This is a genomic window from Actinotalea subterranea, assembly GCF_008364845.1.
GTDB lineage: Bacteria > Actinomycetota > Actinomycetes > Actinomycetales > Cellulomonadaceae > Actinotalea > Actinotalea subterranea.
Genome location: NZ_VTTP01000015.1, coordinates 13,180 through 29,159, shown reverse-complemented (window position 1 = coordinate 29,159; position 15,980 = coordinate 13,180). Strand labels below are relative to the sequence as shown.

The following is a 15,980-nucleotide window of genomic DNA, read 5'->3' as shown; positions in this document are numbered from 1 at the left end:
GCCCACGCGACTGAACCACCCGCCTGGCACGAGAGCCCGGGGCACTCCCCGGACGACCACTCGCGGCGACGCCGACCGGCCCCGCCGACACCCGAACGACGACCCGGGAGAGAACCATGCCCGCAGCCCTGCCCACTCCCCGCCCCGCGGACGCGACCGACCCGTCCGGACCCAACCCCCGCGCGTCGGGCACCACCGAACCCAGCCACCGCGCGTCGGGCACACCGGGGTCCGACGCGCCCGGCACACCGACCGGGCCCTCGGGCGCAGCATCTGCGCACAGGCTCGGCAGCACCGACGTGCACCTGACGCCACTCGCCCTCGGCACGATGATCATGGGTACGACGACGCCCGAGGACGTGGCTGTGCGCATGCTCGACCATTTCACCGGCGAGGTCGGCGACCGCTTCACCGGACCCGACGGCGCTCGAGCCCTGCCGATGCTCGACACCGCGGACTGCTACTGCTGGTGGGACCGGCCCGAGAGCCGTGGCGGCGAGTCGGAGAGCCTGCTCGGCCGGTGGCTCGCCCGTCCCGGCCGCCGCGAGCGCGTGCTCCTCGCGACCAAGGGGACCGCGAACGTGCGCGACAACGACCACATCTGGGGCGGGCGCCGCACCGACCCGGACTGGGACCTCGCCCGCACACGGTTCGTCGGTGCGGGCGCCGGAACGCTCCGGGCCTCCCTCGACGGGAGCCTGCGACGGCTGGGCGTCGACCACGTGGACCTGTACTACGTGCACGTCGACGACCACGCGACGCCGCTCGCCGAGACGCTCGAGACCCTGGCCGGCTTCGTCGCGGCGGGGAAGGTCCGGTACCTGGGTTGGTCGAACGTGCGCACCGGGCGGCTCGAGGAGATCCGGCGCCTGTGCGTGGCCGAGGGCTGGCCGCTCCCGGTCGCCGTCCAGCAGCAGCACTCCTACCTGCGCCGGCGCACGGACGTGGAGAACGACTCGATCGTCGACGCCGCGCAGGCCGCGCACCTCGCCCGGCACGACGACCAGTCGCTGGTGGCGTACTCGCCGATCCTCAAGGGCATCTACGACGATGCGGTCAAGCGCGCCGGCCACCACCTGTGGGCCGCGTACGACGACGCCGACAACGCGGCCCGCCTACGGGAGCTCGAGTCGGTCGCCGCCGAGCTGGGCGCGCGCCCGACGCAGGTCGTCCTCGCCTGGCTCATGGCGGCCCGCCGCCCCCGGGTGCTCCCCCTCATCGGCCCCCGCACCTGGGACCAGTACCTGTCGGCCCTCCCAGCGCTCGACCTCGAGCTCCCCCCGGCAGCGCTGGCCCGCCTCGGCACCCCCGACGCCCTGGCCTCCTGACCACGGCCGCGGGGGCCCGGCCGGGTGGAGGCGCCGCGACGAGCGGCGCCGAGGTCGGTCCATCCTGCCGAGGTCGGTCCCTCCTGCCGAGGTCGGCCCTCCCACGGACCGACCTCGGCGCGAAGGGCCGACCTCGGCACACGGACGAGCCGGCGCGGGGCGGGGCAGACGGCGAGACCCGTCGGGAGCGGGTGCTCCCGACGGGTCTGCGGACGGCCGGCGCCCGTGGGCGCCGTGGTGTGTCGCGGCACGCGTCGGCGCCGTGGTGTCGGGCTAGCGCGCCGCCAGCCAGCCGCCGAGGCGGTCGGGGCGGTTGGTGATGATCGCGTCGACCCCGGCATCGATGGCCGCGGCCCACTCGTCGGGCTTGTCGAGCGTCCAGACCATGACCTGGATGCCGGCGTCGTGCAGCTCGTCGACCAGGGACGGGTTCGCCGCCACGAGGTCGCCGTGCGGGTTGCACGTCATGACGCCGAGCTCGCGGCACCGTGCCACGAGGTCGTCGGGCACCGCGAAGATCAGGAGCCCGCGTCGCAGCCCGGGGGCCACCTCCGCGAGCGCCTCGACCGACTCGGGCCAGAAGCTCTGCCCGACGACGCGGTCCTCGAGGCCGGCCGCCGCGATGGGCTCGGTGACGAGCCGCACGTCGTCGGCCGTCCAGGCGCCCTTGAGCTCGAGCAGCAGCTCGATCCCGGGGTGCTCGGTCAGGAACTCCACGACCTCGGCGAACGTGGGCACGCGCTGGCCGGTGAAGGCCGGCGCGAACCAGGCGCCCGCGTCGAGCGCGCGCACCTCGTCGAGGGTCAGCTCGCCCACGACCCCGCTGCCGTCGGTGGTCGCGTCGACCGAGTCGTCGTGGATCACGACGACCTGGCGGTCCGCGGTGAGCTGGACGTCGATCTCGATGCTGTCCGCGTCACCCCGCCACGCGGCCTCGAACGCGCTGAGCGTGTTCTGGGGTGCGACGGACGAGTTGCCGCGGTGCGCGATGACGGCTGTCACAGGTAGGGCTCCACGTTCTCACGGTAGGCCGTCTCGACCTTCGGCGTCACCGAGCCGAACGCGGTCTCCGGGTCCGTGCCCTTGAGGACGATCTCCTCGATCGCGTCCGTGAGGATCTGGTCGGCCGACGGGACGAAGACGCGGACCCAGTCCTGCGAGCGCGCCTTGTCGGCGAGCTGGTCCACGGCCGTGCGGAACTGCGGGGTCTGCTCGTACACGGCCTTCATCGCGTCGGACTCGACGGCGGACGTGCGCACCGGCATGTAGCCCGTGTTCTGGGAGAAGTACGCGGTGTTGTCGGTGTCCGTGATGAACGCGAGGAACATCGCGGCGGCGAGCTGCTGCTCGGGCGTGCGCGACGACGGGATCGCGAGGCCGGTGCCGCCGGTGGGCGTGCCGGAACCCTCGGGGCCGTCGGGCAGGTACGCGGTGCCGACCTCGAACGTCGCGGACTCGAGGATGCCCGTGAGGCTGCCCGTCGAGCCGACGGTCGACGCGATCACGCCGGCCGCGAAGTCGGCGTTCGAGTCCTTGGAGACCGTGGCGACCTTCTTCTCGTGGAACAGCTCGTGCAGGAAGTCCCCTGCGGCGAGCGCCTCAGGGGTGTCGAGCGTCATCTCCCAGCCGTCGCTGTACTGGCCGCCCTGGCCCCAGAGCATGTTCATGAACCACCACGCGGACCACGACGGGCCGGTCGCGAGCCCGAGCGGCGCACCGTCGGCCGGGACCTGGGGGCGCAGCGCCTCGCTCCACTCCTCGAGCTCCTGCCACGTGGTCGGGCCACGGTCGGGCAGGCCGGCAGCGGCCCACATGTCCTTGTTGTAGTAGAAGAGCGGCGTGGACCGGGCGTACGGCGCAGCCCAGTGCGAGCCCTCGTACTCGTAGTCGCTGTAGAGCGCCGGGTTGAAGTCCTCGGTGTCGACCTCGAGGTACTCGAACACGTCGTCGAGCGGCATGATCTGGTCGTTCAGGTGGTACCGGAACCACCAGACGTCGCTCGAGATGACCAGGTCGGGCAGCTCGTCGGTCTGCGACGCGGCCTGGAACCGCTGCGCGATCTCGTCGTAGCCCGCGCCCGCGGTGACGAGGTTGACCGTGATCTCGGGGTGCTCCTCGTTGAAGCGGCGGATGAGCTCCTTCTCGACCTCCTGCGAGGCCCCGGGGTGGTTGCTCCACCACGTGATCTCGGAGGCGGGCGTGACCTGCGACCAGTCCGTGCCGGCCGCGGCGGTCTCGCTCGCGTCGGCGTCGGGCTCGGCGCCGACGCTCGGGCCGGCGCACGCGGCGAGGGCGAGCGTCGCTGCGGCGGCCAGGGCGGCCGGGACGGCCGTCCGGGTGCGGCGCCTGATCGGGGAACGCTGGGACACGTGGGTCTCCTCGGTGCTGGTTCTTGCGGGGTGGGATGGACGTGCTGGATCGGGGGTAGGGCAGGGCTCCGCTGGGCCGGTGACGGGCTGGGCTCGTCCCGGCCCCGGGGCCCGGGGCTGTGCGGAAGGGGGTGAGGTGCGGGCGGTCAGCCCGTCACGGCGCCCGCGGTGAGTCCGGCGACGAGCCGCCGCTGGAGGACGAGGAAGACGGCGAGGATGGGCACGGTCACGACGACGGTCGCCGCGAGGAGCACGCCCCAGTTGTTCATGCCGTCGATGCTCTGCAGCAGGGTCAGGCCCACGGGCAGCGTCATCTTCGCGGCGTCGTCGACCACCAGGAACGGCCACAGGTAGTCGTTCCACTCGGCGACGACGGACACGAGCGCGACGGCCGCGACCGTCGGGAGCGAGAGCGGCACGACGAACTGCCAGAGCTTGCGCCAGTGACCCGCACCGTCGAGCTCGGCGGCCTCGAGGATCGAGGTCGGCAGGGACAGGAAGTGCTGGCGGAACAGGAAGGTGCCGAACGCGCTCGCGAGCCCGGGCACGAGGATGCCCTGGTAGGTGTTGAGCCACCCGAGACTCGCGACGAGCGTGTAGTTGGGGATGATCGTGATCTGCGACGGGATCATGAGCGTCGCGAGGACGAGCACGAACACGGCGCGGCGGAACGGGACGTCCACGAAGACGAGGGCGTACGCGCACGTGAGGCCGAGGGCCACCTTGAGGCCCGCGCCCACGATCGTCAGGCCGACGCTGTTGGCGATGAGCTGGCCCATCGGGATCGTCCCGGCGGCCTGCGCGTAGTTGGCGAGGTCCAGGTCGTCGGGCAGCCACTGCAGGGGGACGCTGTACAGCTCGCTGCGTTCCTTGAGGCTCGCGACCACCATCCACAGCAGGGGTGCGCCGAGGACGACGGTCGCGGCGATCATCGCGGCGTAGGCCCCGAGGTCGAGGCCCAGGCCGCGGCGTGCCCGACGGCGCGTGGGCGCGCCCGACGTGCGGCGTGCGGTCGGGCGGCCCGGTGCGGTCTGGAGGCTCATGCGTAGTGCACCTTCCGCTCGACGAAGCGCAGCTGGACCGCGGTGACGGCGAGCAGGAGGACGAACAGGATGGTCGCCCCGGCGGACGCGTACCCGGCGCGACCGTTGACGAAGCCCTCCTCGTAGATCTGGTACATGAGCGTCGTCGTGCTGCCCAACGGCCCGCCCTTGGTCATCGCCTGGATGATGTCGAACGACTGGAGCGAGCTCAGCAGCATGGTCACGAGCAGGAAGAACGTCGTGGGCGTGAGCAGCGGCAGCACGATCGACCGCAGGGTCCGCGCCGACGTCGCGCCGTCGAGCGCTGCGGCGTCCCGCACGTCCTGCGGGATCGCCTGGAGGCCGGCCAGGTAGATCAGTGCGACGTAGCCCAGGTTCTTCCAGACGTACACCACGATGATCATGACGAGGGGCCACGGCGGCTCGGTGTACCACTGCGGCGAGGACATGCCGACGGCCTGCAGCAGCGTCGACATGAGCCCGTAGCGGGGGTCGAAGATGAACAGCCACAGGATGCCGACGGCGAACCCGGACAGCACGTACGGCGCGAACGCGACGGTCCGGGCGACGGCGCGGCCCGGGAGCTTCCGGTCGAGCGCGAGCGCCAGGCCCAGGCCGAGCACGAGCGACCCGCCGACGGTCACGACCGTGAACACGCCCGTGGCGAGCAGCACCTGCGCCGTGTCCGGGCTCGTGAACCACTCGCGGTAGTTGCCCAGCCCGATGAACCGGGCCACGGGTGAGCCGAGGTTCCACTGCAGGGTCGAGAGGTACAGGCTCTCGAGCAGGGGCCGGTACACGAAGACGAGGAGGAGCAGCACGTTGGGGCCCGCGAGGAGCGCGAAGGCGAGCCATGAGCGGCGCCGCCGGCTGCGGGTCCGGCGCGACGCGGGGGACGTCGGGGACGCCGCGGGTGGATCGGTCTGCCCGGACCGGGGGGCCGGTGGGGCGAGGACGGTGGTCGACATCGGGGGCTCTCTGCGCGGGGTCACTGCCTGGCGCGAGCCAACCTAGGCGGGACGAAAGGCCTGGTCAGGCGCCTGGAGGCGACGTTGATCGACCGTTCGCCGAGTGTTCACGCCCGCTACCGAGGGTTCCTCGGGCCGCCACCCGCAGGACGCCGCCGCGTCAGCCGCCCGTCGCCACCGGCCGAGCCGGGTCCCGCACCCAGTGCGACCACGAGCCGGGGTAGAGCGCGGCGTCCACGCCGATCTCGTGCGCCGCGAGGACGAGCTGCGCCGCGGTGACGCCCGAGCCGCAGTACGCCGTGAGCCGTCCGTCCGCGTCGGCGAGCGACCCGAGCCGCTCCCTGAGCACGGGCGCCGGGAGGTACCGCCCGTCGGGACCCAGGAGGTCCGTCGTCGGGCACGACGCCGCCCCCGGGATGTGGCCCGCGACCGGGTCCACGGGCTCGACCTCACCGCGGAACCGCTCGGCGGCCCGTGCGTCGACGAGCGGTGCGACGTCACCCGCGAGCACCTGCTCGACGCTCACGGTCGGCATCGACCCGGTGCGTGCGACGACCTCGACCGTCGGCTCCGGGGTGACGTCACCGGTCGTCAGCGTGCCACCGGCCGCGACCCAGGCCGGGAGACCGCCGTCGAGCACGCGCACGCTCTCGAGCCCCGCCCAGCGCAGGCACCACCATGCGCGTGCGGCCGCGGCCCCGGCCCCGCCGTCGTGCACGACGACGTCGCGACCCACGGCGGCGCCCAGCCGGCGCAGCACCGCCGTCATCGCGTCCGCGTCGGGCAACGGGTGGCGCCCGCCGTCCCCCGGCGGACCCGCGAGCTCGGCGTCCAGGTCGCAGAACACCGCACCGGGCAGGTGACCCGCGAGGTACCCGGCGCGGTCGGCGCCCGCGAGGGACCAGCGCACGTCGACGAGCAGGGGCGCGCCGCCGTGGGACAGCAGGGACAGGAGCTCGTCGGCCTGGACGAGGGCGGAGCGTCGCATGGCCCCACTCTCGCACCAGGGCACGGCGACCTCAGCCCTTGAGCGCGTCCGTGAGCTTCATCCGACCGCCCGTGTGCAGCACCCCGCGCTGGTACACGCGTGCCGCGACCCACACCAGGAGCGGGATCGTCGCGAGCGCCAGGCCCATGGACAGCCCCAGCTCCCAGGGCTCGATCGCACCGAAGGCGTCGCGCACCGGGATCATGAACGGGGCGAACAGCGGGATCTGCGACAGGATGCGCACCGCCGTGCCGTCCGGGTCGTTCGGGACGAGGAACATCGTGACGTAGAACGGCACGAACAGCATGAACATGAGCGGCGTCGTGACGGAGCCGATGTCCTCCTGGCGCGAGACGAGCGCCGCGAACCCGCCGAAGAGCAGCGCGTAGATGCCGTAGCCGATGAGGAACCACACGACGAGCAGGATCAGCGCCGCACCCAGGTCGACCTCGAGGTCGTCGACGAGCCCCAGCGCGGCGAGCGCCGCGGCCATCGCACCGCCCAGGACGACGACCTGGAAGAGCCCGTAGATCCCGATGCCGATGATCTTGCCGGCGAGGAGCTGGCTCGGCTTGATCGTGGCGAGCAGGATCTCGACGACGCGCGACGTCTTCTCCTCGACGACGCCCATCGAGATCATCGAGCCGGAGCCGATGAGGGCGAAGAGCAGGAGCGAGATCATGACCATCGCGATGCCGTACGCGGCCCCGTCGAACTCGTCGTCGTCGGGCGGGTCGAGCGCGTCGACCCTGGGGGCTGCGCCGGCCAGGGCCTGCTCGAAGGAGTCCGGGTCGCCACCCAGCGAGCCGATCTCCTCGGTCACGACGTAGGAGCGGACGGCGACGTTCACGACCTCGAGCACGTCGCCCTCGGCGGTGGTCGCGACGGTCATCGTGGGGGCCGCGGGGTCCCCGGACAGGAACGCCTCGAGGGCCGGGTCGGCGTCGGGGTCCTCGAGCGCCGCCTTCGCGTCCTCGGCCGTCATGGTCGTGACGTCGAGGTCGACCTCCTGCTGCTCCGCGGCCGCGGCGAGGTGCGGCTCGAGCCCGGCGACGGACTCCTCGACGGCGACGTGCCGCGTGGGCGGCGCCTCGTCACGGTTGAGGAACCACGCGCCGACGCCCGTCGCGACGGCGATCACCAGCAGCATGATCGACATCGAGATGATGTTGGCCTTGGTCAGCATGCGCGTCTTGAGCTCGCGGCGCGCGACCATCCACACGACGTTCCGGTTCATGACGCCACCTCCGTCCGTCCGTGGGACCGTCTGCCCCAACCACCGCGCCGACCGCGCCCGACGCCCGCTCCCGGCGCGGGCTGCTCCCCGGAGCCCGCCGGCTCGTCCGCGGAGACGACGCCGCGGAAGAGGTCCGCGAGGGACGGGCGGACCGGGGAGAACTCCCGCACGGTGCCCAGCTGGAGCGCGACGGCGAGGACCTGCTGCTCGGCCGCGGCCGCGGGCACCGCACCGGTCGGTGCCGCGTCGCCCGCGGTCACCGCGTCGCCCGTCGGTCGGGCGTCGCCCGCCGGTCCGGCGTCGGCGGCCAGCTCGACGATCACAGCGGTCGGCCGGCCCGGGGCGGGTGCCACCGTCACGCCGTGGACCTCACCGAGCCGCGCGAGCACCACCGCGGCGTCCGCGTCGACGTCGAGCACCCACCGGCGCGCGTCGGTGGACCGCAGCTCGTCGATGGTGCCGAGCGCCTCCATCTGGCCGGCACGAATGATCCCGACGCGGTCGCACAGGCGCTCGACGAGGTCCAGCTGGTGCGAGGAGAAGATGACGGGGACGCCGGCGGCGGCGCGCTCGCGCAGCACCCCGCTCATCACGTCGACCGCGACGGGGTCGAGGCCCGAGAAGGGCTCGTCGAGGACCAGCACGTCGGGCCCGTGGACGAGCGCCGCCGCGAGCTGGACGCGCTGCTGGTTGCCGAGGGAGAGCCGCTCGACCTCGTCGCCGCGCCGGGCGCCCACGCCGAGCCGGTCCGTCCAGACGTCGACCGCTGCGGCGGCGTCGGTGGGCGTCATGCCGTGCAGGCCCGCGAGGAAGCGCAGCTGCTCGCCGACCTTCATCTTGGGGTAGAGCCCGCGCTCCTCCGGCATGTAGCCGACCCGGCGTCGGGCCTCGAGGTCGAGCTCGCGACCGTTCCACCTGACCTGCCCGCCGTCGGCGGCGAGGACGCCGAGCATGATGCGCATGGCCGTCGTCTTGCCCGCGCCGTTCGAGCCGACGAAGCCGAAGATCTCGCCCGCCTGGACGTCGAAGGTCAGGTCACGCAAGGCGCGCAGGTTCCCGTACGCCTTGCTCAGGTGGTCGATCTCGAGCGCGCTCATGCGGCCCCTCTCCTTCGTCACGACGGCGGACCCTCGGGCCCCGGGACGGCACGCACGCACGTCCCTCGACCGGGCTCGTCGCGGCGAGGGCGACGGCGGTCGGGGACACCCTCTCACCAGCGAGGGCTCGGGCGTCGCCGCTGATCATCGTGTCGGGCGACGCGCCGGGAGGCGCGCGCGGAACACCACCCCGACGAGGCCCGAGGCGTGCCACCGTTGGACCGTGGCCGCAGACCCCCAGTCCCTGTTCCCGGGCAAGCACTTCATCAGCACCGCGCTCGAGGCCCTCGAGACCAAGACCGCGATGTCCGGCCACCTCGCCCGGCGGTACCTGCAGCGTGCGGCGATGGCCGGGATCATCATCGGCGTCCTGTACGCGGCGAACTACGCGATCATCGCGGCCTTCGACGCCGTCGACGTCGGGGACTCCACGTTGCGGCCCCTCGGGCGGATCGCGGGTGCGCTGACCTTCGGCTGGGCGCTCGTCTTCATCTACTACTCGAAGTCCGAGCTCCTGACCTCGAACATGATGATCGTCTCGATCGGCGCGTACTACCGGCGCACGAGCGTGGCCAAGGCGCTGCGCATCCTGACCCTCTGCTACGTCGGCAACCTCGTCGGTGGAGCCTTCGTGGCCGTGCTGTTCCGGTTCTCGACGCTCGTCGACGGGCCGGTGCTCGACGAGATGACGGCGTCCGTCGACCACAAGCTCGAGTACCTGACCGCGGGCGCCAGCGGGTGGGGCGACCTCCTCGTCCGGGCCGTGCTGTGCAACTTCCTCATCAACATCGCGATGCTGCTCGTCTACAACGGGCTCATCAAGGACGACCTGACCAAGAGCCTCGTCATGATCGTCTCGGTGTTCCTGTTCGCGTTCCTCGGCCTCGAGCACTCCGTGGCCAACACGGTGCTGTTCAGCATCGTCGGGCTGCGCGAGGGCATCGACCTCGGGCTCGCCGCGGGCAACGTGGGGATCGCCCTGCTCGGCAACTTCCTCGGCGGCGGGCTGCTCATCGGGCTCTACTACGCGTACGTCAACGACGACGCCGCCTACCTCAGGCGGCGTGGCGACGACGCCGCGTCACCGCCTCCCGGCCGCTGACCCGTCACCGCTGCGGCCACGCCCAGGCCGGGCCCTCGAGCGGGAGCCGCCCCGCGATCGTCGTCGCCCCGCCGTCGCGCACGAGCTCGAGCAGGTGCGCGTCCGACCGCAGGCAGCGGACCAGCTCACCGGAGTGCGTGACGACGACGACCTGCGAGCGCTGCGCGGCGTCGAGCACGAGCGCGGCGAGTGCGGGCATGAGGCTCGGGTGGAGGCTCGACTCGGGCTCGTTGAGGACGAGCAGGCCCGGGGGACTCGGCGAGAGCAGCGCGGCCGCGAGGAGCAGGTAGCGCAGGGTCCCGTCGGAGAGCTCGCGTGCGCCGAGGGGCCTGCGCAGCCCACGCTGGTGCAGGCCGAGGCGGCACGCGCCGTCGTCGCCGTCCTCGGTCACCTCGAGGCGTGCGCCGTCGAACGCGTCGGCGACGGTCGCCTCCAGGACGTCGGCCGAGCCGATGCGCTGGATGGTCAGGAGCGCGGCGGCGAGGTCGTCCCCGTCGGGCGCGAGGACGGGCGTGAACGTCGCGATGCCCGGCCGCCGCGCCCCGGCGTCGGCGTCCGTGCGGAAGTGGTCGTAGAAGCGCCACCGCCGCGCCTGCTCGCGGATCGCGTAGAGCTCGGGCGTCTCGGACGGGTCCGCGAGCGCGGACATGAGCGACTCGTGGTCACCGAGCCGCCAGGGTGCCGTGCGCCACGCGCCGTCGGCCGCGCGGGTGCGCACGCGTGGCCCGTGCCGGTCCGCGAGGAGCGTCGCGGGCCGCAGCACGGGCCCGGCCCACACGGCCTCGACCTTGATCTCCGGGTCGAGGTGGAACGGGCCGAGCTGCGGCAGGCCGAGGTCGATCGCGTACGACAGGTCGTCGCTCGCGAAGCCGAGCCGCATCGTGACACCGGGCTCGGTACGTCGGCCGGCGTACAGGGCCGAGCGCATGCCGCCCTCACGGGCGAGCGTCGAGATCGCGCCCTCGCGCGCGAGGTCCGCGAGGAGGCGCAGCGCACGGTAGAAGCTCGTCTTGCCGGAGCCGTTCGCGCCGGTCACGACGGTCAGGCCCTCGAGCTCGGTCACGACGTCCCGCAGGGACCGGTAGCTCTCGATCGCGACGGTTCGGATCACGGGGCCACCGTAGGTCGCCCCTCCGACACCTCGCCCTGCGCGTCCGCGGCCCCGGCTGCCCGCAGCGGCCGAGCCGGAGCACGGCGGCCCAGGCGTCCCCTTCGGCCCAGCGGCCCCCTGCGGCGCCGTGCGCACGGGCACGGCGCCGCAGGGGGCCTCGACACCTCCCGACGGGCTCAGGCCCGCCGGCGCAGGGCCATCAGCGCACCGCCCACGGACACGGCCGTCCACGCCGCGAGCACGACGAGCGAACGGCCGGGCACGCTGAAGGTGTCGTCGACCAGCCCGGCCCGCATGAGCTGGGCCATCGGCTCGATCGGCAGCACCTCGTGCGCCTGCTGGAGCCAGTCCGGCATGCGCTCGGCCGGGTAGCTGATCGGGGAGAACAGGAGCACCACGAAGATCAGCAGCTGCGTCATGATCATGGCGAGTGCGGGGGGCAGGACGCTCGCCATGCCGTAGCCGACGGAGGCCGCGGTGAGCGAGATGACGAGGACCGCGACGAGGATCCAGGGCGCGACCGACAGCTCGAGGTCGAACCGCATGACGCCTGCCACGACGCCGAGCACCATGCCCGGCAGCGCGAGGAGCGTCCACACCGCGAGGTCGCTGAGCAGGAAGACGACGCGCGGGACGGGGAGCGTCCGCATCCAGTCGAGGCTGCCCTCGAGCTTGGACTGGGCGAGCATCTGCGGCGTCATCACGAGGCCCACGCTGATGAGCGTCACGGTGGGCGCGCCCGTCGCGAGGAACACCGCGACCTCGGGCGGCGGGTCGCCGACGAGGAGCCCGTAGCCGACGACGGTGGCGACCGCGATGGCGGTCTGCACGACGACGAGCAGGGGGAGCATGGTCGACTGCCGGCGCAGCTGCCACTGGGCCAGGAGCAGCGCCTGGCGCGCGCCGTTCATGCGGCACCGCCGAGCACTGCGTCGGCCGTCCGGGCGTCCGTCGTCGCGCCGTCGGGGTCGTGCGCACCCCCGCCGCTGTCGCCGACGAGCCGCACGTAGACGTCCTCGAGCGAGGCGGCCGTGAGCGAGTAGCGCTCGACGGTGCCCGTCTCGACGAGGCCCTGGGCCCAGCGGACGACGTCGGCCGCGGCTTCGGCAGGCACGGTCGCCGTCGCCCGGAGCCGCTCGCGCGTGACGTCCCGCACGGTCGCGGGCCACGCGATCTGCGCGCCGGGGACGACGTCGAGCTCGACGGTGAGGGTCCCGCGCAGGCCGGCCGCGAGGCCACCCGGGCTGTCGGCGGCGATGACGCGTCCGCGGTCGAGCACGACGAGGTGGTCGACGACGCTCTCGGCCTCCCGCACGTTGTGGGTCACGAGGAGCACGCCTGCGCCGTCGTCGGCCAGCTCACGGATGGCCCGCCACAGCAGGCGCCTGCGCACGGGGTCGACGTCGTTGGTCGGCTCGTCGAGCACGACCAGCCGGCCGGGGTGGACGGCGGTCATCGCGAACGCGGTGAGCCTGGCCACGCCGCCGGAGATCTTCTGCGCGGGCACGTCGGCCCAGGCGCCGATGTCGAGGGTCTCGACGAGCTCACGCGTGCGGGCCTGCACGGCGCGGCGCTCGCCGCCACGGATGCGTCCCACGAGCTCGATGGCCGACCGCGGGCTCAGGCCCGTGATCGGGACGTTGGCCTGCGCCTGGATGGACGCGAGCCGACGTGCCTCGTCGGGCCGGGCGACGGCGTCGACCCCGGCGAGCGTGATGCTGCCGGCGTCCGGGCGGACGAGGCCGACCACCTGGTTCACGAGCGTCGTCTTGCCCGCGCCGTTGTGGCCCAGGAGCCCGACCACCTGACCGGGCAGCACGTCGAGGTCGATGCCGTCGTTCGCCTGGACGCCGCGCCTCCCCCGGTACCGCTTGCTCAGCCCGCGGATGCTGAGCACCTCCTGCTGCTGCGTCACGTCTGCCTCCTGTGCATTCCTACCGGTCGGTACATTCGGTACCGTAGCAGATACCGTTCGGTATGAATGCAGGTCCGAGACGCAGATCGCGTCAGATACCGATCGGAATCCGGGGAGGTAGAGTAGGGACATGTCACGCGACGACGAACGCCCGCCCTTCGAGGACGTCGGCGCGGCGACCCGCGCCCTCGCCGAGGCGACGGCGACCCTCACCAAGATGCTCGGGCGGCACGTCAGCGCGAGCGTGGGCCCCGAGGTCGGGGACGCGATCGCCACGAGCCTGCGCGAGGCGGCCCGGGGCCTCAGCGACGCGTCGGAGTCGGTCGAGCGGCGCTACGGCCGGGGTGACGACAGACGCCGGGCCAAGGTCGACCGCACGCGCGCCGACCTCCTCGCCGCAGCGGAGCAGCTCGTCGCCGCACGCGGCTTCGAGGGCGCGAGCGTCGGCGACATCGCCGCAGCCGCCGGCTACACCAAGGGCGCGCTCTACGCGCACTTCGGCTCGAAGGGCGACCTGTTCCTCGAGCTCGCGCGCGAGTGCCTCGCCGCCGAGCCCGAGGCGGCCGGCCACCCCGGCGCGACGGGGCCGGACCTCGCCGACGACCTCGCGGGCCGCCTGGAAGCCTCGGGCGACGACGTCCGCGTCCTCCTGCCGTTCGAGATCCTCGCCTACGCCGTGCGCCACCCCGAGGCCCGCGAGCGCCTGCTGCCGACCATCGAGGGCACCGTGGACCGCCTCGCCGCCCAGGTCGCCGCACGCCGCGGCGCCGGCGCACCCACGTCCGCCGACCGTGACGCCGCGCTCGGCATCCTCGGCACGATGAACCTCGCGGCCGTGCTCGCGGCCCTCGGCGACCAGGACGCGGCCGCCTCCGGCTCGCGCGTCATCCGGGACCTGCTCCGCGACGCCTGACGTCGCCCGCGGGTCAGATGTCGGTGACCCCCAGGTCGGGCTCGGCGACGAACGCGACCACCCCGTCCGCGGCGGCGTGCAGCTCGAGCACCACGAGCTCGTTGTCGCCGTCGCGGACGAGCGGGCCGGGGACGTACAGGGTGCGGGTCGGGCCCTCGCTCGAGTAGCGGCCGAGCAGGAACCCGTTGACCCACACGAGACCCCGACCCCAGCCGTCGAGGCGCATGAAGTGGTCCGCCCCCGGGACCGACGTGAACGTCCCCCGGCGGAACGCCGGCCCGACGACGGGCTCGGCGCCGGCCGCGGTGGCCCGGTCGCGCAGCCGGTCGAGCACGGCCGCGGGGAGCGTGTCGAGCGCGAGCGGCGCGACGTCCCACCGGTCGACCTCGCGCACGGCGGTGCGGGCGGGCGCCACGAGGCCCTTGGGCTCGCCGATGCGCGTCCCGTAGTTGACGCGCCCCTGGTCCTCGACGAGCAGCTCGAGGTCGCCCGAGCGTGCGGGCAGGGCGAGGCTCCGCGTGCCCAGGCTCCGGCTCAGCACACCGACGGGCTCCCGGTCGAGGAACGCGACGGCACGGTCGCGCACGTCGGCGAAGGTCAGCACGGCGTCCCCCGCCTCGACGCGCGTCCGGTAGAGCGTGAACCCCGAGAGCTGGCCGACGTCGTCCGCGGTGGGAAGCCGGTCCCACGGGCGGGCGGCGCCCAGCTCGGGCAGCGCGTCCCACAGCGAGAGGTGCGCGGGCAGCGGGACGTCGAGCACGGGAGCGGGCGGGGCGTCGTCGGGCACCTCGTCGGGGACGGGTGCGTGCCGCGCGATCACGCCGCGCAGCGCGTGGTACTTCGCCGTCGGGGCACCGTGCTCCGCCAGGGGTGCGTCGTAGTCGTACGACGTCGTGATGGGCAGGTAGCGGCCCTTGTCGTTGGCCCCGTTGGTGAGCCCGAAGTTGGTCCCGCCGTGGAACATGTAGAGGTTGACGGAGCCGCCGGCTGCGAGCAGGTCGTCGAGGTCCTGGGCGTTGTCCTCGACGGCGGCGACGTGGTGCGGCAGGCCCCAGCTGTCGAACCAGCCGTTCCAGAACTCCATGCACATGAGCGGGCCGGTCGGCTGGCGCCGGCGCAGGATGGCCAGGCGCTCCGTGCTGCGCGAGCCGAACGTCGCGGTGCGGTGCACCTCGGGGAGCCCGCCGCGCTCGAGCATGGCGTCGTCGGCCTGGTCGCAGGTCACGAGCGGGACGTCGATGCCGTGCGCGCGCGTGAGGTCGACGAGGGCCCGCAGGTAGTCCTTGTCGTCGCCGTAGGCGCCGTACTCGTTCTCCACCTGGACGAGGACGACCGGCCCGCCCCGCGTGACCTGCCGCTCGGCGACGATCGGCATGAGCCCGGCGTAGTACTCGCCGACGGCCTCGAGGTAGCGGGGCTCGTTGCACCGGATGCCCACGCCGGGCTCGGTGAAGAGCCAGGCGGGCAGGCCGCCGTTGTCCCACTCGGCGCAGATGTATGGCCCGGGCCGGACGATCGCGTGCATGCCCTCGGCAGCGACGAGGTCGAGGAAGCGGCCCAGGTCCCGACCGCCCGTCGTGTCGAAGACGCCCCGCCGGGGCGCGTGCACGTTCCACGCCACGTACGTCTCGATCGTGTTGAGACCCATGAGGCGCGCCTTGCGGATGCGGTCCGCCCACAGGTCCGGGTGGACCCGGAAGTAGTGCAGCGCGCCGCTGATGACCTGGACGGGTCGGCCGTCGAGGAGGAAGTCACGGTCGCCGATCTCGAACGTGGGCATGCTGCGGCTCGCTCTCATGAGGTGGACCGGAGGGGTGCGGTCGGGGCGGACCGGCGGCCCGGTCGGCACGGTTGGGACGGTTCGGCGCCCGGCGCAGGTGGCCCGGCACCCGGTCCGCGGGGGGCGGGC

The 15,980-nt window shown here is 73.4% G+C and carries 14 protein-coding genes; 3 read left to right on the top strand and 11 right to left on the bottom strand.

All coding sequences use genetic code 11. The features are described 5' to 3' along the window. The first annotated feature begins 116 nt into the window (after positions 1 to 116). Positions 117 to 1,328 carry an aldo/keto reductase gene (locus FZ988_RS17730; RefSeq protein WP_149205375.1) on the top strand — a complete coding sequence of 404 codons (1,212 nt, stop codon included), beginning with the start codon at positions 117 to 119 and terminating at the stop codon, positions 1,326 to 1,328. Positions 1,329 to 1,601: 273 nt separating this feature from the next. Here FZ988_RS17730 and FZ988_RS17725 read toward each other — a convergent pair whose 3' ends face one another. The 7 genes from FZ988_RS17725 to FZ988_RS17695 all read right to left on the bottom strand — a co-directional run bounded on the left by FZ988_RS17725 (position 1,602) and on the right by FZ988_RS17695 (position 9,030). After that, a complete protein-coding gene (locus FZ988_RS17725; RefSeq protein ID WP_149205374.1) occupies positions 1,602 to 2,330 on the bottom strand; it encodes a glycerophosphodiester phosphodiesterase in 729 nt (242 codons plus the stop codon). Beyond that, complete coding sequence (locus FZ988_RS17720) at positions 2,327 to 3,697, bottom strand: ABC transporter substrate-binding protein (protein ID WP_149205373.1); 1,371 nt, start codon at positions 3,695 to 3,697, stop codon at positions 2,327 to 2,329. The genes FZ988_RS17725 and FZ988_RS17720 overlap by 4 nt, the downstream gene beginning before the upstream one ends. A gap of 146 nt (positions 3,698 to 3,843) precedes the next feature. Then, positions 3,844 to 4,740: a carbohydrate ABC transporter permease gene (locus tag FZ988_RS17715; protein WP_149205372.1), complete on the bottom strand. Its 897-nt coding sequence runs from the start codon at positions 4,738 to 4,740 to the stop codon at positions 3,844 to 3,846. After that, on the bottom strand, positions 4,737 to 5,708 hold the full coding sequence (locus FZ988_RS17710) for a carbohydrate ABC transporter permease (RefSeq protein WP_149205371.1): 972 nt from the start codon (positions 5,706 to 5,708) through the stop codon (positions 4,737 to 4,739). The genes FZ988_RS17715 and FZ988_RS17710 overlap by 4 nt, the downstream gene beginning before the upstream one ends. Positions 5,709 to 5,868: 160 nt before the next feature. Next, complete coding sequence (locus tag FZ988_RS17705) at positions 5,869 to 6,696, bottom strand: sulfurtransferase (RefSeq protein WP_149205370.1); 828 nt, start codon at positions 6,694 to 6,696, stop codon at positions 5,869 to 5,871. Positions 6,697 to 6,727: 31 nt separating this feature from the next. After that, entirely contained in the window at positions 6,728 to 7,933 is a 1,206-nt protein-coding gene (locus tag FZ988_RS17700) for an ABC transporter permease (RefSeq protein WP_149205369.1), read from the bottom strand. Beyond that, the gene (locus FZ988_RS17695) at positions 7,930 to 9,030 is read right to left on the bottom strand and encodes an ABC transporter ATP-binding protein (protein ID WP_149205368.1); all 1,101 of its coding nucleotides are present in this window, start codon (positions 9,028 to 9,030) and stop codon (positions 7,930 to 7,932) included. The genes FZ988_RS17700 and FZ988_RS17695 overlap by 4 nt, the downstream gene beginning before the upstream one ends. Positions 9,031 to 9,253: 223 nt before the next feature. On the opposite strand from FZ988_RS17695, the gene FZ988_RS17690 reads away from it, so the two are divergent. After that, entirely contained in the window at positions 9,254 to 10,132 is an 879-nt protein-coding gene (locus tag FZ988_RS17690) for a formate/nitrite transporter family protein (protein WP_188079168.1), read from the top strand. Positions 10,133 to 10,136: 4 nt separating this feature from the next. On the opposite strand, the gene FZ988_RS17685 is transcribed toward FZ988_RS17690, so the two are convergent. The 3 genes from FZ988_RS17685 to FZ988_RS17675 form a co-directional block, all read right to left on the bottom strand. Beyond that, the gene (locus FZ988_RS17685; RefSeq protein WP_149205366.1) at positions 10,137 to 11,243 is read right to left on the bottom strand and encodes an AAA family ATPase; all 1,107 of its coding nucleotides are present in this window, start codon (positions 11,241 to 11,243) and stop codon (positions 10,137 to 10,139) included. Between the two features lie 176 nt (positions 11,244 to 11,419). After that, positions 11,420 to 12,154 carry an ABC transporter permease gene (locus FZ988_RS17680; RefSeq protein ID WP_149205365.1) on the bottom strand — a complete coding sequence of 245 codons (735 nt, stop codon included), beginning with the start codon at positions 12,152 to 12,154 and terminating at the stop codon, positions 11,420 to 11,422. Continuing rightward, positions 12,151 to 13,158: an ABC transporter ATP-binding protein gene (locus FZ988_RS17675; protein ID WP_246169609.1), complete on the bottom strand. Its 1,008-nt coding sequence runs from the start codon at positions 13,156 to 13,158 to the stop codon at positions 12,151 to 12,153. Before FZ988_RS17675 ends, FZ988_RS17680 begins: the two co-directional genes overlap by 4 nt. 130 nt (positions 13,159 to 13,288) lie before the next feature. Between FZ988_RS17675 and FZ988_RS17670 the strand changes: the two genes are divergently transcribed. Further along, the gene (locus tag FZ988_RS17670; RefSeq protein ID WP_149205363.1) at positions 13,289 to 14,071 is read left to right on the top strand and encodes a TetR/AcrR family transcriptional regulator; all 783 of its coding nucleotides are present in this window, start codon (positions 13,289 to 13,291) and stop codon (positions 14,069 to 14,071) included. Positions 14,072 to 14,084: 13 nt separating this feature from the next. Here FZ988_RS17670 and FZ988_RS17665 read toward each other — a convergent pair whose 3' ends face one another. Then, positions 14,085 to 15,851 (bottom strand): glycoside hydrolase family 35 protein, encoded by a 1,767-nt coding sequence (locus tag FZ988_RS17665; protein WP_149205362.1) that lies wholly within the window; start codon positions 15,849 to 15,851, stop codon positions 14,085 to 14,087. Positions 15,852 to 15,980 lie beyond the last annotated feature (129 nt).